19 protein-coding genes are annotated in these 20,134 nt (G+C 59.4%); 8 read left to right on the top strand and 11 right to left on the bottom strand.

Going from position 1 to position 20,134, the window contains the following annotated elements; translation table 11 throughout:
* Positions 1–38 precede the first annotated feature (38 nt).
* Positions 39–887, top strand: coding sequence for a ferredoxin--NADP reductase (locus ACFWW4_RS18330; protein WP_411892219.1), 849 nt, complete (start codon positions 39–41; stop codon positions 885–887).
* Positions 888–961: 74 nt separating this feature from the next.
* Here ACFWW4_RS18330 and ACFWW4_RS18325 read toward each other — a convergent pair whose 3' ends face one another.
* On the bottom strand, positions 962–1,621 hold the full coding sequence (locus tag ACFWW4_RS18325; RefSeq protein WP_411892182.1) for a hypothetical protein: 660 nt from the start codon (positions 1,619–1,621) through the stop codon (positions 962–964).
* A 194-nt stretch (positions 1,622–1,815) separates the two neighbouring features.
* Between ACFWW4_RS18325 and infC the strand changes: the two genes are divergently transcribed.
* Positions 1,816–2,361 carry a translation initiation factor IF-3 gene (gene infC / locus ACFWW4_RS18320; protein WP_411892218.1) on the top strand — a complete coding sequence of 182 codons (546 nt, stop codon included), beginning with the start codon at positions 1,816–1,818 and terminating at the stop codon, positions 2,359–2,361.
* A gap of 70 nt (positions 2,362–2,431) precedes the next feature.
* Here the strand turns inward: infC and ACFWW4_RS18315 are convergent, their stop codons facing one another.
* From ACFWW4_RS18315 to ACFWW4_RS18275, 9 genes are all read right to left on the bottom strand, one after another.
* Entirely contained in the window at positions 2,432–4,174 is a 1,743-nt protein-coding gene (locus tag ACFWW4_RS18315) for an OmpA family protein (protein WP_411892181.1), read from the bottom strand.
* Positions 4,175–4,300: 126 nt separating this feature from the next.
* On the bottom strand, positions 4,301–5,092 hold the full coding sequence (locus ACFWW4_RS18310) for an FAD binding domain-containing protein (RefSeq protein WP_411892180.1): 792 nt from the start codon (positions 5,090–5,092) through the stop codon (positions 4,301–4,303).
* 12 nt (positions 5,093–5,104) lie between these two features.
* Positions 5,105–7,471, bottom strand: coding sequence for a xanthine dehydrogenase family protein molybdopterin-binding subunit (locus ACFWW4_RS18305; RefSeq protein ID WP_411892179.1), 2,367 nt, complete (start codon positions 7,469–7,471; stop codon positions 5,105–5,107).
* A 71-nt stretch (positions 7,472–7,542) separates the two neighbouring features.
* A complete protein-coding gene (locus ACFWW4_RS18300; RefSeq protein WP_411892178.1) occupies positions 7,543–8,028 on the bottom strand; it encodes a (2Fe-2S)-binding protein in 486 nt (161 codons plus the stop codon).
* Positions 8,029–8,130: 102 nt separating this feature from the next.
* Entirely contained in the window at positions 8,131–9,114 is a 984-nt protein-coding gene (locus tag ACFWW4_RS18295) for a molybdopterin-binding protein (protein ID WP_411892177.1), read from the bottom strand.
* The gene (locus tag ACFWW4_RS18290; protein WP_411892176.1) at positions 9,111–10,082 is read right to left on the bottom strand and encodes an XdhC family protein; all 972 of its coding nucleotides are present in this window, start codon (positions 10,080–10,082) and stop codon (positions 9,111–9,113) included. Before ACFWW4_RS18290 ends, ACFWW4_RS18295 begins: the two co-directional genes overlap by 4 nt.
* The gene (locus ACFWW4_RS18285; RefSeq protein ID WP_411892175.1) at positions 10,079–10,549 is read right to left on the bottom strand and encodes a DUF1203 domain-containing protein; all 471 of its coding nucleotides are present in this window, start codon (positions 10,547–10,549) and stop codon (positions 10,079–10,081) included. The genes ACFWW4_RS18290 and ACFWW4_RS18285 overlap by 4 nt, the downstream gene beginning before the upstream one ends.
* Positions 10,550–10,623: 74 nt before the next feature.
* A complete protein-coding gene (locus tag ACFWW4_RS18280) occupies positions 10,624–11,877 on the bottom strand; it encodes a vWA domain-containing protein (protein ID WP_411892174.1) in 1,254 nt (417 codons plus the stop codon).
* A gap of 69 nt (positions 11,878–11,946) precedes the next feature.
* Positions 11,947–12,852: an AAA family ATPase gene (locus tag ACFWW4_RS18275; protein WP_393926065.1), complete on the bottom strand. Its 906-nt coding sequence runs from the start codon at positions 12,850–12,852 to the stop codon at positions 11,947–11,949.
* 113 nt (positions 12,853–12,965) lie between these two features.
* Between ACFWW4_RS18275 and ACFWW4_RS18270 the strand changes: the two genes are divergently transcribed.
* Positions 12,966–14,189, top strand: a complete 1,224-nt coding sequence (locus ACFWW4_RS18270; RefSeq protein ID WP_411892173.1) for an acyl-CoA dehydrogenase — start codon at positions 12,966–12,968, stop codon at positions 14,187–14,189.
* Between the two features lie 105 nt (positions 14,190–14,294).
* The gene (locus ACFWW4_RS18265) at positions 14,295–15,224 is read left to right on the top strand and encodes a phosphoadenosine phosphosulfate reductase (RefSeq protein ID WP_411892172.1); all 930 of its coding nucleotides are present in this window, start codon (positions 14,295–14,297) and stop codon (positions 15,222–15,224) included.
* Here the strand turns inward: ACFWW4_RS18265 and ACFWW4_RS18260 are convergent.
* The gene (locus ACFWW4_RS18260; protein WP_411892171.1) at positions 15,221–15,508 is read right to left on the bottom strand and encodes a hypothetical protein; all 288 of its coding nucleotides are present in this window, start codon (positions 15,506–15,508) and stop codon (positions 15,221–15,223) included. The two genes, ACFWW4_RS18265 and ACFWW4_RS18260, sit on opposite strands and share 4 nt — an antisense overlap.
* A 118-nt stretch (positions 15,509–15,626) precedes the next feature.
* Between ACFWW4_RS18260 and pyrC the strand changes: the two genes are divergently transcribed.
* From pyrC to ACFWW4_RS18240, 4 genes are all read left to right on the top strand, one after another.
* A complete protein-coding gene (gene pyrC, locus ACFWW4_RS18255; RefSeq protein WP_411892170.1) occupies positions 15,627–16,679 on the top strand; it encodes a dihydroorotase in 1,053 nt (350 codons plus the stop codon).
* A gap of 16 nt (positions 16,680–16,695) precedes the next feature.
* Positions 16,696–17,364 carry an orotate phosphoribosyltransferase gene (locus tag ACFWW4_RS18250; protein ID WP_411892169.1) on the top strand — a complete coding sequence of 223 codons (669 nt, stop codon included), beginning with the start codon at positions 16,696–16,698 and terminating at the stop codon, positions 17,362–17,364.
* Between the two features lie 230 nt (positions 17,365–17,594).
* The gene (locus tag ACFWW4_RS18245; RefSeq protein ID WP_411892168.1) at positions 17,595–19,088 is read left to right on the top strand and encodes a replicative DNA helicase; all 1,494 of its coding nucleotides are present in this window, start codon (positions 17,595–17,597) and stop codon (positions 19,086–19,088) included.
* Between the two features lie 84 nt (positions 19,089–19,172).
* Positions 19,173–19,700, top strand: a complete 528-nt coding sequence (locus tag ACFWW4_RS18240; RefSeq protein ID WP_411892167.1) for a hypothetical protein — start codon at positions 19,173–19,175, stop codon at positions 19,698–19,700.
* Positions 19,701–20,134: the final 434 nt, after the last annotated feature.

Raw genomic sequence — 20,134 nt, 5'->3', positions numbered from 1 at the left:
AGACGGAGGGCGGCCGCAAAACGGCTGCCATGACACATATGACCGAGCAGAGACCTGTGACCCTAGACACCGCCAAAGCCGTCCCCACCCTGCCCGATGCGCAGACGGTCACGGACGTACAACACTACACCGACCGGCTGTTCAGCTTCCGCTGCACCCGCCCCGCCAGCTTGCGGTTCCGGTCGGGCGAATTCGTGATGATCGGCCTGATGGGCGACCCGCACCCCGAAACCGGCAAGCAGAAACCGCTGCTGCGCGCCTATTCCATCGCCTCGCCTTCATGGGACGAAGAACTGGAATTCTACTCCATCAAGGTGCAGGATGGCCCGCTGACCTCCAAACTCCAGCACATCAAACCCGGCGATGAAATCATCCTGCGGCCCAAACCGGTTGGCACTCTGGTCCACGACGCGCTCCTGCCCGGCAAACGGCTCTGGTTCTTTGCCACCGGCACCGGCTTTGCACCTTTTGCCTCGCTCCTGCGCGAACCACAAACCTATGAAGACTATGATGAAATCATCATCACCCATACCTGCCGCGAAGTGGGCGAACTGACCTATGGGCGCGACCTGATCGAAGCGCTGAAAACCGACGAATTGCTGAATGACGTCATCGGCGAAGGCTTCTGGAAAAAGATCAAATACTACCCAACCACGACCCGGGAAGAGAGCCCCAAGATGGGGCGGATCACCGATCTGATGCGGTCCGGCGAAGTATTCACCGATCTCGGCCTGCCGCCCCTGTCACCCGAAACCGACAGGGCGATGATCTGCGGCAACCTGGCGTTCAATCTGGAACTGAAAGACATGCTCGAAGAATACGGGCTCGTCGAAGGGGCCAATTCAAATCCACAGCATTACGTGGTTGAAAAAGCGTTCCTCGACTAAAACGCATCCAAGAGAAATGAAAAGGGCCGCGCCATGATGGACGCGGCCCTTTTTCTGTTTGGCAGCTGCGGGGTTCAGAGCCCCAGCACAGCCTGAATGTTCTGCAATACCGGCTCCAGCAAGGCAGGATTATCCTGCGCTGCATTCAGCGCGTTACCCAAGGTGGTTTTTTCCAGGGTCGAGATGTCAGCGCCATCCAGCAGCGTCATGACCTTGTCGATGTCGAAGCCCTCCACGGTCAGCAACTCGCCGGCAATCGCCATCAGGTCCTCACCTGCAGCAGCGGCGTCCTCCGTGGCCCCTTCAACGGCCTCAGCGGCCTGATCCAGTGCTTCGGTTGCTTCTTCCTGTGCGGCGGCAGCAGCGGCTTCCGCTTCTGCAGCGACCTCAGCGGCGGCGGCTTCTGCAGCGGCAGCTTCTTCGGCAGCAGCAGCGGCCAGCGCTTCGGCTTCCGCTTCAGCGGCAGCGGCGGCCTCTTCTGCGGCGGCAACGGCTTCCGCAGCTGCGGCCTCGGCTTCTGCGGCAGCCTGAGCCTCTGCTTCAGCGGCAGCTTCGGCGGCGGCCTGGGCTTCGGCTTCGGCAGCGGCTTGTGCCTCAATCGCTGCTTGTTCGGCGGCCTGTGTTGCACCCGTCAGCACACCAACAGCCTCGCCCGGACCACGTCCCTCGACAGCATATTGGTATCCAAAAAAGCCGAGCACGGCCAAAACTATTAAGATCGCAATTGCTCTCATTGGTCTCATCCTTCCAAAAGATCGCATTTGGGCCCCCCATGGACCTTGGCGCCGATATGTCAGATGGCCGGGAAAAGGTGAAGGGCGATGCAACCACAAATTGGCTGAAAACCGCACCTTTTGCGGGTTGAAGACGGCAAGGCTCGGGTTTACCTTCACGGCTACGAAACCGAAATGATTCAAGGATAAAGATCATAGGACGCAGACCCCACAACGCGCCGCCACAGCGCGATACTGGCCCCCGGGTAAACGAACGTATTCGCGAAAGCGAAATCCGCCTGATCGGGGCGGACGGCGAAAATGTCGGTGTTGTCACACCGGAACGCGCCATGATGATGGCAGACGAAGCCGGGCTTGACCTGGTAGAGATTTCGCCGAACGCAAAACCGCCGGTCTGCAAGATCATGGACTTTGGCAAGTTCAAATACGAGACACAGAAAAAAGAAGCCGAAGCGCGCAAGAAGCAAAAGATCATCGAGATCAAAGAGGTCAAGTTCCGCCCGAACACCGACCAGCACGATTACGATGTGAAAATGCGCAACGTGTTCAAGTTTCTGGAAAACGGCGACAAGGTGAAGATCACCCTACGCTTCCGTGGCCGCGAAATGGCCCACCAGGAACTGGGTCGGCAATTGCTGGAACGGGTGGCAGAAGACACCAAGGAAACAGGTAAGGTAGAAAACTTCCCCAAGATGGAAGGCCGCCAAATGGTCATGCTCATCGGGCCATTGCCCAAGTAGTTTCCATCACAGAGTTACAAAAGAAAACGGGCACCTTTCGGTGCCCGTTTTTTTGTTCCATCCAGACGGCTTAGCGCAGCAACGACGTGATATTGCGCACCGCCGCGCGGCGGTTTTCACGCTCTGCCCGTAATGTCGGCACTTTCAAAATGCTCTCACCATATCCTTGCGTGATCAGGTTCTCCGGCGGCACGCCGAAATACTCAGTCAGTGCCAGCGCCACGGTCTCGGCCCTGCGGTCCGACAAGGCGAGGTTATACCCGGCATCGCCCACGGCATCGGTGTGTCCTTCGATCAGGAACATCTGACCGGGGTCTTCCTGGATGATATCCACAATTGCGATGCCCAGGCTGGTCAGCTCTTCCGCTTGGCTAGGTTCAATCGCGGCCGACCCGGTGGCGAATGTCACGGTATCCAATTCCACTTGCGGGGCTAAATCGCGAACCTCGCTTATCGTGCGGATCTGACGCAGCGAATAGCTCCGGTCGAACTGCCGGTTCTGGTTGGCCAACAACGCCGCCCGCAACGCAGCGGTGTCACCGCGCGATACATCAACGTCGACCGCTGCCTCTTGCTCGCGAGGTATTTCAGTGACCACAACAGGCGCTGATGCCTGCGTGTCATCGAACAGAACGATCTGGGTACCATCTTCAAGGATCCGCGCACGGCGCAGCACGCGTCCGTCATTGCCGCGTATTGTCACAATCTGCGTGCCATCTTCACGCAAAACACTGGTCCGCGTAGACCCGTCATCAAAGGTGCGTGTCTGAACCTCGGCACCGGGCTGTCGCAACAGCACATCGTCATCCTTCAGCACGACCAGTTCGCCATCGCGTTCCACGATCACCCGGTCGCCGCTGTTGGAAACCACTTCGTCACCATTATTCAGCACCGAACCGACCACAGCCGCACCCAGACCCAACAACAAAGCCTTCTCAAAGTTGCTTAGACCATCATTACCGCTATCACTACCGGCCCGCGCCTCTACCTGGGCTTCACCCGTAGCAGTCGTTTCGAAATCCTGACTGCTGCTGCGCACGTCATCCTGAGTCAGCGTTTCAACCTGAACATCAGCCGTCGTATCCGCGTCCGCATCGGCAGAGGCCGCAGCCGCCGCAGGTGGTTCATCCGCTTCCACCGTTTCAATGGCGATCTCTGCCTCATCGGGGGTTTCATCTGTCACCGTCGGCAGATCAGCGACGGCAGCGGCGTCATCGCCCTCAGGCATACCTTCGGACTCCGGCAATGCTTCATCCTGCGTCGCTTCAACCGCAACATCCGCTTCGGTCGTCGCCTCAGCCTCAGCCTCCGCTGCAACATCGGCCTCCGCCTCAACGGCCACATCAGCGTCCGACGTCTCGGGCGTCTCGGCAACCTCTGGCGCTGTTTCGACCTCGGTCGTCACAGTCTCTTCCGGAGCAGGCTCAGCAGGCTGTTCTTCCGCCACATTCTCTTCCGGTGCGGCCTCTTCCACAGGCACCTCAAGCGTCGCAGTCCCTTCGGTTGTGGTTTCCGCATCCGCTGGTGCCGCAGTCACCTCCGGGGTCTCGACCAGCTCCGCAGGTTCTACAGGACCATCATCAACCTGCGTCGCAATCGCGGTTTCCAATGCAACCTGATCGACAACCACCTCACCATTCTGATCCACGCAAGGAAAGGTCGGCTCCAACAGCGGCTCACCGGCCACGATGTCTGCCGCAGGCTCCAGCCCAACACAGATTTCCAGCGTTTCGGGATCAACATCGGTTTGCTGGGCCAAAACGGGGCTGGTGGCCACCGCAAAACTCAGCACAAGCGATGTTGTTGATTTCAAAGTAGATCTTCGCATGACGTCCTCGCGATTTGATAGCAAGCTCATTGTCTGAGCGTATGTCATCTAACATATGAGGCGTCGTTTGGTTCCGCCCGGCCAGCAGCCGGGCGAAACCATGCGCAGGGCTCAGCCGGAAGCCGCCACCGCGCGTTTTGTCATCACCTTGACCAGATGGGCACGATACTCCGATGTCCCGTGCAGGTCCGAAATCATGCCATCCGCCGACACCGAAAGGCCATCAACAGCACCGCCGTCGAAATTGCCTGACAGGGCCTCTTCGGCTTCCGTCCAGCGGAACACGCCTTCCTCTGACGCGCCGGTCACGGCAACGCGGACGCCATCGGCATATTTCGCTACAAACACCCCAACGAGCGCAAAGCGTGACGCAGGCTGCAGGAACTTCTGATAGTTCGCCTTTTCCGGCACCGGGAAACGCACCTCAGTAATCACCTCGCCTTCGTCCAGCGCCGTTGTGAACATCCCCTCGAAATAGTCATCCGCCACGATTTCACGGCTGTTGGTGATGATCGTGGCTCCTGATCCAAGAGCGGCTGCAGGATAACAGGCTGACGGGTCGTTATTGGCGAGCGAGCCGCCAATTGTGCCCCGATTGCGCACCGCAGGATCACCGATATGGCTCGCCAGATCAGCCAGCGCCGGATAATGCGCAGTCGCCTCTTTGGACACGGTTGCATGGGTGGTCGCCCCACCAATGCAAACCTCACCCCCATCGCCAAGACACACGCCCTTCATCTCACCGATATCAGTCAGACTGACGAGCTTGGACGGCATTGCCAGCCGCTGCTTCAGCGTTGGGATCAGGGTCTGCCCGCCTCCCAGCGCCTGCGCATCCTCGCCTCTTAACGCATTGACCGCATCCGCAATCGTGGAGGGCCGTTCAATTTCAAAAGCATACATGAGCGTTCTCCCTTACGCGTTGTTCATTGCATTCCAGACGCGGGATGGCGTCAGGGGCATATCGATATGAGCGACGTTCTTGCCACCCGATTGCAGGGCATCGATGACGGCGTTGACGACCGATGGTGGCGATCCAATCGCCCCTGCCTCGCCGCAGCCTTTCACGCCCAGCGGGTTGTGCGTGCATGGCGTCTGGCAGGAATGGTCCACACTGTAAAACGGCAGATCATCCGCACGCGGCATGGTGTAATCCATATAAGATGCGCTTAGTAGTTGCCCGTTCTCATCATACGCGCAGTTCTCCAGCAGCGCCTGCCCGATCCCCTGGGCAATCCCGCCATGCACCTGCCCTGACACAATCATCGGGTTGATGATATTGCCGAAGTCATCCGCAGCACTGAACCGTTCGATGGTCACCTTGCCGGTATCGGGGTCCACCTCGACCTCGCAGGCATAGGCCCCCGCAGGATAGGTAAAGTTGGCGGGATCATAAAACGCCGTCTCTTCCAGACCCGGCTCGATATCCTCCAGCGGATAGTTATGCGGGACGTAGGCGGCAAGGGTCACGTCACCCCACGCCACGGATTTATCCGTGCCAGCAACACTGAATTGGCCGTCCTTCAATTCGATATCCGCGTCAGAGGCTTCCAGCAGATGTGCCGCAATCTTCTTGGCCTTATTGATCACCTTCTCGGCGGCCCGCACCATGGCGGAACCACAGACAGCCAGCGAACGCGACCCGTATGTGCCCATCCCGAACGGGATCTTGGACGTATCGCCATGGACAATGTCGATCTGATCCTCGGGGATTCCGATCATCTCGGAAATCACCTGCGGGAACGATGTTTCATGGCCCTGCCCGTGGCTATGGGCACCGACCATGACGCTGATCGACCCGGTGGCATTCACCCGGACGGTCGCGGCGTCATAAAGCCCGGCCCGCGCACCCAACTGCCCGACAAGGTTTGACGGCGCGATGCCGCAAGCCTCAATATAGCAGTTCACACCAAGACCGCGCAGCTTGCCGTTCTTTTCGCTTTCGGCGCGACGGGCGGCGAAACCACCCATATCGGCGATCTCTTCCAGCTTGGCCATCGTCGCTTCGTAATCGCCGGTGTCATATTCTACGGCCACCGGGGTGGCATAGGGAAACTCCGTGACAAAGTTCTGACGGCGCAGCGCAATCGGATCAACACCGCGTTCACGCGCGGCCATGTCAATCACCCGTTCCAGCTGGAACGTGGCCTCCGGGCGCCCCGCACCGCGATAGGCATCGACAGGCACGGTATTGGTGAACACCGCCTTCACATTCACATAGATCAGGGGGGTCTTGTAGTTCCCCGCCATCAGCGTGCCATGCAGCCATGTGGGAACCGACGGGGCAAAGGTGGACAGATAAGCCCCCATATTGGCGTAGGTTTCGGTGCGGATGGCGGTAAAGTTGTTATCCGCATCCATCGCCAGTTCGATCTTGGTGACATGGTCGCGACCATGGGCGTCAGACATGAACGCCTCTGACCGGGTCGATGTCCATTTGACCGGACGGTTCACCGCCTTGGCGGCAAAGGTGCAGAACGCTTCCTCGGCATAATGGAAAATCTTGGTGCCGAAACCGCCGCCAACATCAGGAGCAACAACGCGTAGCTTGTGCTCCGGAATGCCCAGCACGAACGCACCCATCAGCAGGCGGATCACATGTGGGTTCTGGCTGGTGGTGTGCAGCGTGTGCATATCGTCAGAGCGGGAGTATTCCCCCACCGCCACACGCGGCTCCATCGGATTGGCCACCAGACGGTTGTTGACCAGTTCAAGCGTCGTGACATGGGCGGCGTTCTTGATCGCCTCATCCACGGCATCCTTGTTTTCCTCAACAAAGCCCCAGTCGTAACAAAGGTTGCTGGTCAGGTCGTCATGTACCTTGGTGGTGCCATCAGCGACGGCGGTTTTCATATCCACCACCGCTGGCAGTTCGGTCAGGTTCAGACCGATCGCCTCGGCGGCATCACGGGCCTGGGCAAGGCTTTCGGCCACCACGGCCGCGACAATCTCGCCCACATGGCGGATCTTGCCATGCGCAATGATGGGATGCTTGGGTTCCTGCATCGGTTCGCCATGCTTGTCAGTGACCTGCCAACCGCAGGGCAAACCGCCCACTGGCTCAAAATCGGCCCCCGTAAAGATGCGCAAGACACCGGGCATCTTTTCGGCATCTGCCAGGTCAATGCCGTTGATCGTAGCATGGGCCACATCTGCGCGCAGAAAGTGCACATGGGCCTGACCGTAAATATTGATATCGTCCGTATAATTACCGGCACCTGTCAGAAACCGCAGGTCCTCGCGCCGCTTCGTGCTGGCGCCAATTCCACTATCTTTTGGCATTTCATTCCTCCCTCTCGGGGGACAATTTTTCTCGAAAAATTGTAAACCCCCAAATTTTCTAGAAAATTTGGTTACTCCGCAGCGATGGCCGCCACATCCTGACCGGATGCCGCCATGATCGCCTTGACAATATTGTGGTAGCCGGTACAGCGGCAGATATTGCCCTCCAGATACTCCCGTATCTCGCCCTCGGTCGGCTTGGGATTATCTTTCAGCAGAGCCGCAGCGGACATCACCATCCCCGGGGTGCAGAAGCCGCATTGCAAGCCGTGGTGATCCTGGAACGCCTGCTGAATGACGGACAGCGATCCGTCGGCATTGGCCTGCCCTTCGATGGTGGCCACATCAGCGCCGTCAGCTTCAGCCGCGAACATCGCGCAGGCCTTCACGGCCTCACCATTCACATGGACCACGCAGGCCCCGCATTGCGACGTATCGCAGCCCACATGGGTGCCGGTCAGGCGCAGATCATTGCGCAGAAAGTCGACCAGCAATGTGCGGCCTTCCACATCGCCAGACACGGACTTGCCGTTCACGGTCATTGTTACCGATGTCATCATTTCCTCCCGATATCATCTTTGCTTTGGACCAAGTTAAGCACGCCGATGCATTCAAGAGAACAGGTAAACTGGCCTCAACCCGCCTACAGACCACCGACCTTAGTCTATGTCGGCGCGTGGTTTAGGGCGGGTCGGGATTTCCTTGAGCAAACCACCGACCCCCATTTCGGCAAAATCCGCAGGTGTCAGATCAACACCACAAATCACCCGCTCCAGTACCCAATCGGCCCCATTCAACGCGGGCGAGCGGGCACATCCGGGCAGGCCGATCACCGGTTTCTCACCCAGTTTTCCAAGGAATAGCAGATTGCCCGGATCAACGGGCATGCCGAACTGTGTGACCGTGCCACCGGCCTGCCGCACGGCTTCTGGGCCTATGTCATGCGGGTCCGATGTGGCCGAAGCGGTCAGGATAAACACGACATCCCCTTGTGCCGCCTTCAGTGCGCCGGACAGGTTGGGCACGTCATGATCTGTCATGACCCGGTCATCCAACGCCATCTGTAACCGGTCCAACCGCCCCTGCATCGCCGCGCGTCCCCTGGGCGATGGTGCCACATCTGTCTGCGTCTCAATCAGTGTGGCGGTGCGATATCGGGGCTTTAGCACACCGATGGCTTCGCGACCGGCTTCTGCTGCCTTGGCAACATCCTCACCCGGCACCCCGTAGGAAATGATCTTGACCGTTGCGACCATCGTTCCCTGATCGAGCCGATGATATTGCGGCACCGTGGCAACCGTGATCATCGGATTGACCGCATTAAAGGCCGCTATCGCCGCCACATCAATCAGCGCAATCCCCGGCCCTTCGGCAAAGATGTTCACGCGACCCGTGGCCGCGTTGCTCAGCCGCATGCCATCGCGCGCGAGTGCGGCGGCCAGTTTCGCGGCGGCGCTATCCTCGTCCAAATCGCCGGGTTCAAGCCGGGCCACAGTCACGCGCTGATGCCCGCAATCAGACAGCCGACCGATATCGGCAGATGTCAAAAAATGCCCTTTGCGCAGCCGTCCGCCTTTCAGCGCGAGCGAATGGGCCAGCACGGCCCCCTCAGCCTCGGCAACCGGAACTGCACCGAATTTCATACCGCTTTCCGCAAGGCCTGCGTCACCTCAGCTATAATGCTGACGGCAATCTCGGCAGGCTGCCGGCCGCCAAGGTCCAGGCCGACAGGGGCATGAATGCGCGCGATATCATCCGGCGAAAACTCAGCCTCTTCCAACCGGGCCACCCGTTTGGCATGAGTGCGGGTCGAGCCAAGACAACCCAGATAAAACACATCCGACCCAAGGGCGGCGATGATCGCCGGATCATCCAGCTTCGGATCATGGGTTAGCGTCACCACGGCGGTGCGAGCATCAGGTTTCAGCGCTGCCATCGCCTCATCCGGCCAGTCATCCATGATCACCTCACCGGGAAAGCGGGCCTCCGATCCAAAGGCCCCGCGCGGATCAATCAGCGTCGGGGCGTAGCCGCAGGCACGGGCCATGGTGACCAGATGCTGCGCGATATGCACGGCCCCCACGATGATCATGCGCAAGGGCGGGTTGTGGATGGCGACAAAGGTTTTGCCATCTTCCTCCACCCCTGACCGATCGAGGCGAAAGCGGTCGGGATAGGCGGATTGGGCCGCCAATCTGGGGCGACCGGCCTCCAGATCAGTCACATAGGCGACGGGTTCCGCTCGCCCGCGCGCATCAACAAGCCGCTCCAGCACTTCGACAGGCAAGGCAGACCCGACAGGCTCCACCAGCACCTTGATTTCACCACCGCAGGCCAATCCCACGGCAAACGCCTCATCATCGCTGACCCCGAATTCCAGCACGCGCGGCTTGCCATCCTCCAACGCCTCCAGCGCCTCTGTGATCACCGCCCCTTCGACGCAACCGCCAGACACCGACCCTTCCATCGCGCCATCGGCGTCAATCACCAACTGGCTGCCGACGGCGCGCGGGGCCGATCCCCAGGTCTGCACGACCGTCGCGACCGCCACACCGCGCCCGGCGCGATGCCATTCCAATGCCAATCCAGGAAGATCGATGATATCTGTCATGGTGTCTGCACAATCCTTGTCAGAAAACAATTGTTCCGGGCCGAGCGCACATCAACATAAGCCACCCCGTCCCGTTCGAAAAGCCGGGTCGCATATGTGGCGATATCCGCCTTTGGCGTGATCTGCCCGGTGCCATAGATGATCCGATCCCTCGCGTCATAGGCTTTCACCAGATAATCCGGCGATGTTTTCAGGATCGGCGGTGCATCCTGACCATCGTAAGGGGCGCAGTCATCGGCACAAAAGAAGACCGGGCCGGTTTCGGCATAAGGCTGCAAGGCCGCAAATGGGCGCGCGGCACAGATCAGCATCTCTGCATCCTTGGGCACATTGTGCAAACAGCAGCGGCATGGCGTGCCAACGCCAGAGGAAATCGCCCGTTCCGCCGGGTTGCCGTAAACATCCGGACCCCCTGCGCGCAGTTTTGCGATTTCTGCGACATCATAAGGCAAATAAGTCAAAGTCATTATGTTCTCCTTGGTTGATGATGGGCAGCTAAGCGCCCGGCAACCAACCAATCGACCCGAAACCTGCGCATCCATTAACCGCGCATCATCGCCATCAAGCGCGCCTTCTGACCGCTGTCATCAGGCCGCGACAAGGCCTGCGCCAACCCCTCTAGGGAGGCAATGTTATGTCCGGCCCGAAAGCTCGAACAATGCGGCAGCATCTGCATGATCCCCTTGGCCTTCGGCGCAAACCCTTCCCACCGCAACAGCGGGTTCAGCCAGATCAACTGGCGAGCCGTCAGGCTCAGCCGCTCCATCTCGCGCCCCAGATCAGCATCCTTGTCCCGGTCCAGCCCGTCGGTGATCAACAGCACCACCGCCCCCTGCCCCATGACCCGGCGCGACCAGTCGCGATTGAAGTCATGCAGACACGCCGCAATCCGCGTGCCGCCTTCCCAATCCTGCGCTTCCGCCCCTGCGGCGGCCAAAGCCGCGTCCACATCCCGCGTCCGCAAATGACGTGTGATATTGGTCAGCCGGGTGCCAAATGTGAACGCATGGACCTGCGCCCAACCCTGTCCTTCACGGTTCGCAACTGAATGCAGGAAATGCAAAACAGCACGCGAATACTGAGCCATTGACCCCGAGATATCGCAAAGCACCACAAGATTGGGGTAGCGCACACGCCGCCGCTTGGTCGCGAAATCCGTCACCTCGCCACCCCGGCGCATCGCCGCACGCATGGTCCCTTGCCAATCCGGCAGATGGCCCGGCAGGCCTTGGGTCCTGCGGCTCTGGATCGGTGGCACAGGCAGACGGAGCGTCGCCAGCATCCGCTTGGCCGCCGCCATTTCCGCCCCGTTCATCTGCTCGAAATCAAGGCTGCGCAGCCGTTCCTCGGTGGAAATCGTGCGCGAGGCGTCAATGGAAATCTCCACCTCCTCGCCCGCATCCTCCGGTGCTGGCAAATCGCGATCATGCCCATCCAAAAGCGCCTCTGCCGCTCGCTTCTCAGCCGCTTGCGCGCGGCGCTCTTCCTGTACCCCGCGCACCATCGGCGTCAGGAACGACATCATCTGTTCCAGATAACGCGGATCGCGCCAATACAGGCGAAAAAGCTGTGCAAACACCTGCCGTTCCTCTGGCTTGGACACAAAACAGGCATGCAATGTCCAGTAAAAATCCGCCCGCTCCGTGAACCCCGCCGCCTGCACCGCCCGGATCGCATCAATTACCCGCCCCGGCCCCACCGCCAGCCCCGCCTTGCGCAACGCCCGTGCAAAATGAGTGATGTTATGGGCCAACTTCGGATCGTCAGGCAGTTCCAGATCGGCAAGTTCAACCATGGCCGAACCGCCGGACCGGGGATTTCACATCCCCGGACCCCTGTGAGGTATTTTTGAACAAAAGAAGCATCAGACGGTTTCGAGTTCGGCCTTCGCCTCATCCAAGATCCGCTTCGCCTCGGACCCTTCCAGTTTCTGGATGTCATCCTGGTATTTCAGGATCGCCCCCAGCGTGTCGGCAATCACCGCTGGCGACAGGTTGATCACGTCGAGGGCCAACAGGCATTTCGCCCAGTCGATCGTCTCGGCCACGCCAGGTTTCTTGAACAGATCCTCGGTCCGCAGTTTCTGCACGAACGCCACAACTTCACGGGACAATGCCTTCGACGCTTCTGGCGCGCGGGCCTGCAAAATCTCCATTTCACGTTCGAAATCGGGGTAATCGACCCAATGATAAAGACAGCGCCGCTTCAACGCATCATGCACCTCGCGAGTCCGGTTTGAGGTCAGGATGACGATTGGCGGCTCCGGCGCCTTCACCGTCCCAAGCTCCGGGATAGTCACCTGAAAATCGGACAATGCCTCAAGCAAGAACGCCTCGAACGGCGCATCGGTCCGGTCCAACTCGTCAATCAGCAGGACCGGCGCACCACCCGGCTGGGGCCGCATCGCCTGCAACAAAGGTCGCTCAATCAGGTATTCCTCGGTGAACAACTCGGTCTTCAGCACATCCCGGTCCGCGCCACCCGAAGCCTCTGCCGCACGGATCGCAATCATCTGCTCGGCAAAATTCCATTCGTAAACGGCCGAGGCCGAATCCAAACCCTCATAACACTGCAACCGGATCAGCCGACGCCCCAGCGCGGCCGCAATCGCCTTGGCAATCTCGGTCTTGCCCGTGCCCGCCTCGCCTTCCAGAAACAGGGGCCGCCCCAGCTTCAGGCTCAGAAACACCACCGTGGCCAATGCCCGCCCGCAGACATAGTCCTGTCCGGCCAGCGCGGCCTGCACCTCATCAATACTGCCAAATGCCATGCAAATCTCCCTTACGGGTCATAGCTGCATCCCGGCGCACGCGCGTCAACCCGTCCATTGCCCCCGCCCGACCAAAGTCATACCCTGCGCCCAAGCAGCGAAAGGATCCAGCCATGAACGAAGCGACCCCCATCAAGACAACAGGTTTCGGCCCAGATCTGGGACCATTCGACTGGGCCGATCCCCTGCGCCTGGAAGATCAGCTGACCGAAGACGAACGGATGCTGCGCGACGCGGCACATACATTTGCGCAGAACACGCTGCAGCCCAAGGTGACGGACGCCTATCGCGAAGCGACCGTCGATCCCGGCATCTTCAAGGAAATGGGCGATGCGGGCCTGCTGGGCATCACCATCCCCGAAGAATATGGCGGGCTGGGGGCTGGATACGTCACCTACGGCCTTGTCGCGCGCGAGATTGAGCGGGTCGATAGCGGCTACCGCTCCATGATGTCGGTGCAATCGTCCTTGGTCATGTATCCGATCCACGCCTACGGCTCTGACGCCCAGCGCCAGAAATACCTGCCCGGCCTTGCCGCAGGAACCCTGATCGGCTGCTTCGGCCTGACCGAGCCGGACGCAGGCAGCGATCCGGCCGGCATGAAGACAACCGCAAAGAAAACGGCGAACGGCTATGTCCTGAACGGCTCCAAGATGTGGATCAGCAACGCGCCCATCGCCGATGTCTTTGTCGTCTGGGCCAAATCCGAAGCGCATGACGGCAAGATCCGCGGCTTCGTGCTCGACAAGGGGACCCCCGGCCTGACCGCGCCCAAAGTTGGCGGCAAACTCAGCTTGCGCGCCTCTGTCACCGGCGAAATCGTGATGGATAATGTAGAGGTCGGCGAAGACGCGCTCCTGCCCGGCGTCCAGGGCCTCAAGGGACCGTTCGGATGCCTCAACCGCGCCCGATACGGGATCGCATGGGGTGTGATGGGCGCGGCAGAGGCGTGCTGGCACGCCGCACGCCAATACGGGCTGGACCGCAAGCAATTCGGCAAACCGCTGGCGCAGACCCAGCTTTTCCAGAAAAAACTCGCCGACATGCAGACCGAAATCGCCCTTGGCACCCAATCCGCCCTGCAGCTTGGGCGCCTGATGGAAGCAGGCAACGCCGCCCCCGAAATGATCAGCCTGATGAAGCGGAACAATTGCGGCAAGGCGCTCGATATCGCCCGCGCGTCCCGCGACATGCATGGGGGCAATGGAATCAGTGAGGATTTCCAAATCATGCGCCACATGGTCAACCTCGAGACGGTAAACACCTATGAAGGCACGCATGACGTGCATGCACTTATTCTCGGGCGTGCACAAACCGGACTACAGGCGTTCTTTTAAGATAAAATCGCGCCAATCATCGGCGGCAATGCGCCAAGTTCTGCCTTAAAGGGCATGTATTTCTCGCTCCAATAACCGGGGATAAACCCGGGAAGGAGCGCGACGATGCAAGACCCACAATTGACGATTGAGACAGAGCTGAAAGAACTGGAACCCAATGCGTGGTTTTCCCAGATCGATGATATCTGCGATGATCTTGGGTTCTTTGAACAGCTGGGTGCCGACCACTTTGCGGGTTTCCTTGAAGCGGGAAACAACCTGCTCGTCACCTTTGAAAACGCCGAAACGATCCGGGCGCACAATGCCGATGCCGAACCGCGCGGTTTTGCCTATGCCCGCCATGACGGCTGGTCACATCTGGCGCTGATGTCAAAAGGGCAAAGCTGGTTTCGCGACCCTGCCATCTATGATTTCTTCGATCGGCTGACCGATGACGGGTTCTTTGACGATTTCGAAACGATCCTGTTTCACGGTGCACATGAAGGCGCATATGCCGCTGCCGCTTTTTCGGTGGCCGCCCCGGGTGCAACCGTCATCGCCCTGCGCCCGCAGGCCACGCTGGACCCCAAAATCACAAGTTGGGACCCCCGCTACAAGGCCCACCGGCAAATCAACTTCAATGACCGCTACGGCTATGCGCCTGACATGATCGACGCGGCGGAAGCAGTGTTCGTGGCCTATGACCCGTCCCAGCATCTGGACACGATCCATGCCATGCTGTTCAAAAACCCCAATGTCACCCTGCTGCCCTGCCCGCTCATGGGCACGCAGCTTGACCGGGCCTTTGACCGGCTGGGCATTCACGACGTGATGATCAAACTGGCGATGGACGGATCGCTGGACGGCAAACGCTTTGCCCAGCTTTTGCGCGCCCGGCGGTATGATCACACCTATGCGCGATCACTGGTGACGCATCTGATGCGCACAAACCACCAACGGCTTGCCGTGATCATCTGCACCTACATGCTGCGGCGCGGTCAGAACGAGTTTTTCAGCAAAACCCTGCAAAGATTGACAGAAACGCAGGCCGCCTAGCTATCACCGTTTCGGGCATCCACGGCCTTCTTGCCGGCCTCGAACAGGCGCGTGCCGAAATAGCCCAGAACACCCCCCAGAATGACCCAGAATGGTGTGCCGCTGTTCAACAGGGCAGCAGCGATGGCCGCGGCCAACATGGCAACCATGAACGCAATCAGGCGTTTCTCGGCTGGTTCAACGGCTATATGCCCTTCCATCGCTTTCACGATGGGGCCCGCAACAGGCGTCTCAAGCTGCGGTGTCAAAAAGCCTGCGACGGCGGCAATAAGAAAGCCAAGCATGGGGTTCTCCGGCTGTTAGATCTGCTCAATGGTTAATATCGGAATGCTGGCACAGAACTGCAAGGGGTCGGGTCCGGCGGCTATGGTCACCGGGCACGCAAAGGTGTAATCGAGCAACATGAGCGAAAAACACCCGACCCGCCTGACCATAAGGCGCCCTGACGATTGGCATTTGCACCTGCGTGACGGCGCCATGCTGCAAGCGGTGCTGCCGGAGACGGCCCGGCATTTCGCCCGCGCGATCATCATGCCAAATCTGGTCCCCCCTGTGGTGACTGCACAACAAGCCAGCGCTTACCGCGACAGAATCATGGCGGCTTTGCCGGATGGCGCGAATTTCACCCCGCTGATGACGCTCTATCTGACCGAAGACACCGATCCGGCCGATGTGGCCCACGCCCATGCCAGCGGGATCGCAACAGCCGTCAAACTCTACCCCGCCGGGGCCACCACAAACTCGGCATCCGGGGTGAAAAACTTTGACAAGGTCCGGCCGGTTCTGGAAACCATGGCCGATATCGGCATGCCGCTTTGCGTGCATGGCGAGGTGACAAACAGCGATATCGACATCTTTGACCGCGAGGCGGTGTTCATCGACAAGGTGTTGAAACCACTGCGGAAAAAGGTGCCCGATCTGCGGGTCGTGATGGAACATGTCACCACCGAGGACGCGGTCGACTATGTGCGCGACAACCACAAGAACCTGGCCGCGACGATCACAACCCACCACCTGATCATCAACCGCAACCACATCCTCGCAGGCGGGATCAAACCGCATTACTACTGCCTGCCCGTCGCCAAGCGTGAGGCGCACCGGGTCGCACTGGTACAGGCCGCCATCTCCGGCGACAAACGGTTCTTCCTGGGGACTGACAGCGCCCCCCATACCGACCCGGCCAAGCTGCAGAGCTGCGGCTGCGCGGGCATCTTCACCGCGCCCAACACGCTGTCCTGCCTCGCCGAAGTATTCGAGGCCGCAGGCAAACTCAAAAAGCTGGAAGCGTTCACCTCGCTCAACGGCCCCGACTTCTACCGGCTGCCCGCAAACGAGGACATGATCACCTTGGGAAAAGGCGATCCGGTGACCTATCCCGCCCAGATCGAAACGGCCGATGGGCCTGTCACGGTCTTCGACCCCGGTTTTGACCTGCATTGGCGGGTTGTCGACTAAAGAGCAGAGAACAAGAATGATCCCCACTTCCTTTCCGACCAAAGATGAAATCGCCCGGCTGACGGCAGGCATGCTGATCGAAGCAGGGGCAATCGACTTCAACGCCAAAGAGCCATTCACCTTTTCTTCGGGCCGAAAGGCACCAACCTATGTGGATTGCAGGCGACTGATCAGCTTTCCCCGTATCCGGACGACGCTGATGGATTTCCTCGCCGCAACCATCATGCGCGAGGGGGGTTTCGAAGCGTTCGACAATATCGCCGGTGGCGAAACGGCTGGCATCCCGTTTGGTGCCTATATCGCGGAGCGGCTCGCCCTGCCGATGACCTATGTGCGCAAGAAACCAAAGGGTTATGGGCGCAACGCACGGATTGAGGGGATCATGACAGAAGGCCAGCGGGTGCTGCTAGTCGAGGACATGACAACCGATGGCGGGTCAAAACTGTCCTTTGTCGACGCGATCCGCGACACCGGCGCCACTTGCAACGCGACCGCCTTGATTTTTTTCTACGACATCTATGAAGGCGTCAGGGAACGACTGGATGAGCACGGCGTGCAACTCATCTCGCTCTGTACCTGGTGGGATGTGCTGGCCGAAGCCAAGGCGCGCAAGGCCTACGACACGGCTACGCTGGACGCGGTCGAGGCTTACCTGAACGACCCTAACGGTTGGCAGCCGACTTAACCAAAGGGTCAAAAAAACTTACACACAGGTCTGTGCACAAACCGTCCCCAGAATCGCCGGTGCAATGCGCATGTCGTGTTTGTTTTGGCGATCACCACAATTTGTGGTAGGACCGACTCCCGATCAAAATTGTCCACAGGGTTATCCCGCTGCCTGTCCACCATCATTTCCAGATGGCCCCGCGCGCAGACCACCTGTTAAGAGGCACGCGGGAAAAGTGAGGTAGGCCAATGAACGAAATTACCGCATTCAATGCGACCGGTGTGGAAGAAGCAGGCGCAGACCTGATGCCGCATTCGATTGAGGCTGAACAGCAGCTTCTGGGCGCGATTCTGACCAATAACGATATCTTTGATCGCGTCGCCTCAATCATCGGCCCCAAGCATTTCTACGACCCTGTCCATGCTCGGATTTTCGAAACCGCAGCGACCCGCATTTCCAAAAATGCGCTGGCATCGCCTGTGACCCTCAAGACCTTCCTCGAAGATGACGAAGGGCTGAAGGAGCTTGGCGGCCCTGCCTATCTCGCCCGCCTTGCAGGTGCCGCCATTTCCGCCTTTGCCGCCCGCGACTACGCCCAGATGATCTATGACCTCGCGGTCCGCCGCGAACTGATCACCGTCGGTCGCGACATCGCCGACAAGGCGGCCAAGGTCGATGTGGACAGCGAACCCAAGGAACAAATCGTCGAAGCCGAACAGGCGCTTTACGCACTCGCTGAACAAGGCACCGCCGAAAGCGGCTTTCAATCCTTCCTGCGTGCGGTCACCGATGCAGTCAACGTCGCCAACGCCGCCTATCAGCGCGATGGCGGTCTTGCGGGGGTGTCCACCGGCCTGGTCGATATGGACAAAAAACTGGGCGGCCTACACAAATCCGACCTTCTGATCCTCGCCGGTCGCCCGTCGATGGGGAAAACCTCGCTGGCCACCAATATCGCCTTCAACATCGCCAAGGCCTACAAGAAAGGCGTGCTACCTGACGGCTCCGAAGGGGCCGTCAATGGCGGTGTCGTCGGTTTCTATTCACTTGAGATGAGCGCCGAGCAGCTCGCCGCCCGGATCCTGTCAGAGGCAGCAGAAGTGCCCAGCGAACAGATCCGGCGCGGCGATATGACCGAAACCGAATTCCGCCGCTTCGTCGACGCAGCCAAATCGCTGGAGGCTTGCCCGCTTTTCATCGACGACACGCCTGCCCTGCCCATCGCCCAACTTGCGGCCCGGGCCCGGCGGCTAAAACGGACACACGGGCTCGACGTGCTGATCGTCGACTACCTGCAGCTTGTGCGCGGTTCTGGCCGCTCCGAAAACCGCGTTAATGAAATCTCGGAAATCACGATGGGCCTCAAGGCCATCGCCAAGGAACTCAATATCCCTGTCATTGCCCTCTCGCAGCTCTCTCGCCAGGTCGAATCCCGCGAAGACAAACGCCCGCAACTGTCAGACCTGCGCGAATCCGGTTCGATCGAGCAGGACGCCGATGTGGTCATGTTCGTCTACCGCGAGGAATACTATAAAGAGCGGGAGAAACCCGGCGACCACGAGATGGAAAAGGTGGCCCAATGGCAGGAAGAGATGGAGCGTCTGCACGGCAAGGCCGAAGTCGTCATCGGCAAACAGCGCCACGGCCCCATCGGCACGGTCGAACTCAGCTTCGAAGGGCGCTTCACCCGCTTCGGCAACCTTGTGAAACCGTGGCAGCAGGGCGACGACACGCAATTCTGACAGCCCGATCATCCGTCCCCAAACGCCAGGATTCCGCAATAGCCGATGCCCCGTGAAAGCAACCAGACGAACCCTCAGATGACATTGCGCTACGATTTCGACATCGTTGATATTTTTCCCTCGGACGTCTTCGGTGACGCCCGCATCGCTCAGGCACTGGGTGATATCGGCATTGACGGGAATGCGGCTGGCAACAAAAAGGCGTTGTTTCGTGATCAGGCGACCGTTGATGCAATCCTTGCAGGTCCGCCGGCGCTGAGAGACTATTTGGAGGCTAGCGGATTTGGATTTACGACTTATGACAGTGGTGCACCGGCCGGGCGTTACCCGGCCAAGGATGGGCCGATGATCGTTCATGTCGTCGAGCGGTTATCGCAAAACAGATCAGATTTTGACTTCGCGGCCTCACGATCGGGCGAACCGCTGCCAGGCGGTTTCAATTTCGGACACTTCGAGCTGCACCTCGCCAGTATCAAACCCATCGACATGTCGCTCGTAAGAAAATCTGAGCTGGCACGGGACGGCGAACTGCCGCGCTGGCTGGTCATGCTGATATCGGCAGGTGCGGTCGCTCTCGGTGGTTACTATTACTTTTTTGGGTTCGGCCTATAGAGCCTCGAACACGTCGCTTGATGTGGTTGCAGGCGAATAGACTAGCGATTTCAGCACGTGGATAAACGACTATCTGACGGTCTCATGGGCGACGGCTTTCCGGTCCTCGATCCAACTGTAGTTTTAGGGTGTGAAGCCCATCGGAAAGCTGCGGCTCTCCCAGCTCTATGCACCGACACCAACCACCACAAAGAGGATGAGATATTTGAGCGTGACGCCTCTGCGTCACGAATACCAGCGCAAGAACAAATCAGTACGGGCCAACAGGCGATGTAAGCCTGGATTGAAAGGCAGCGGCAGCGTGCCTTCAGTGTCGATTCTCCCCAGTCAATTACTCCCTTGACCTGGAGTCACTCCAATAGGCTACGTAAGAGCCTCAAAGGAGACACCCGATGCGAATCAACGAAGCGTCCGCGCGCTTCGGCAACCTGTTG

The sequence above is a fragment of the Yoonia sp. SDW83-1 genome (assembly GCF_046762885.1).
Lineage (GTDB): Bacteria > Pseudomonadota > Alphaproteobacteria > Rhodobacterales > Rhodobacteraceae > Yoonia.
The sequence above is the reverse complement of the archived record's forward strand: the minus strand, read 5'-3'. Positions and strand labels throughout refer to the sequence as shown.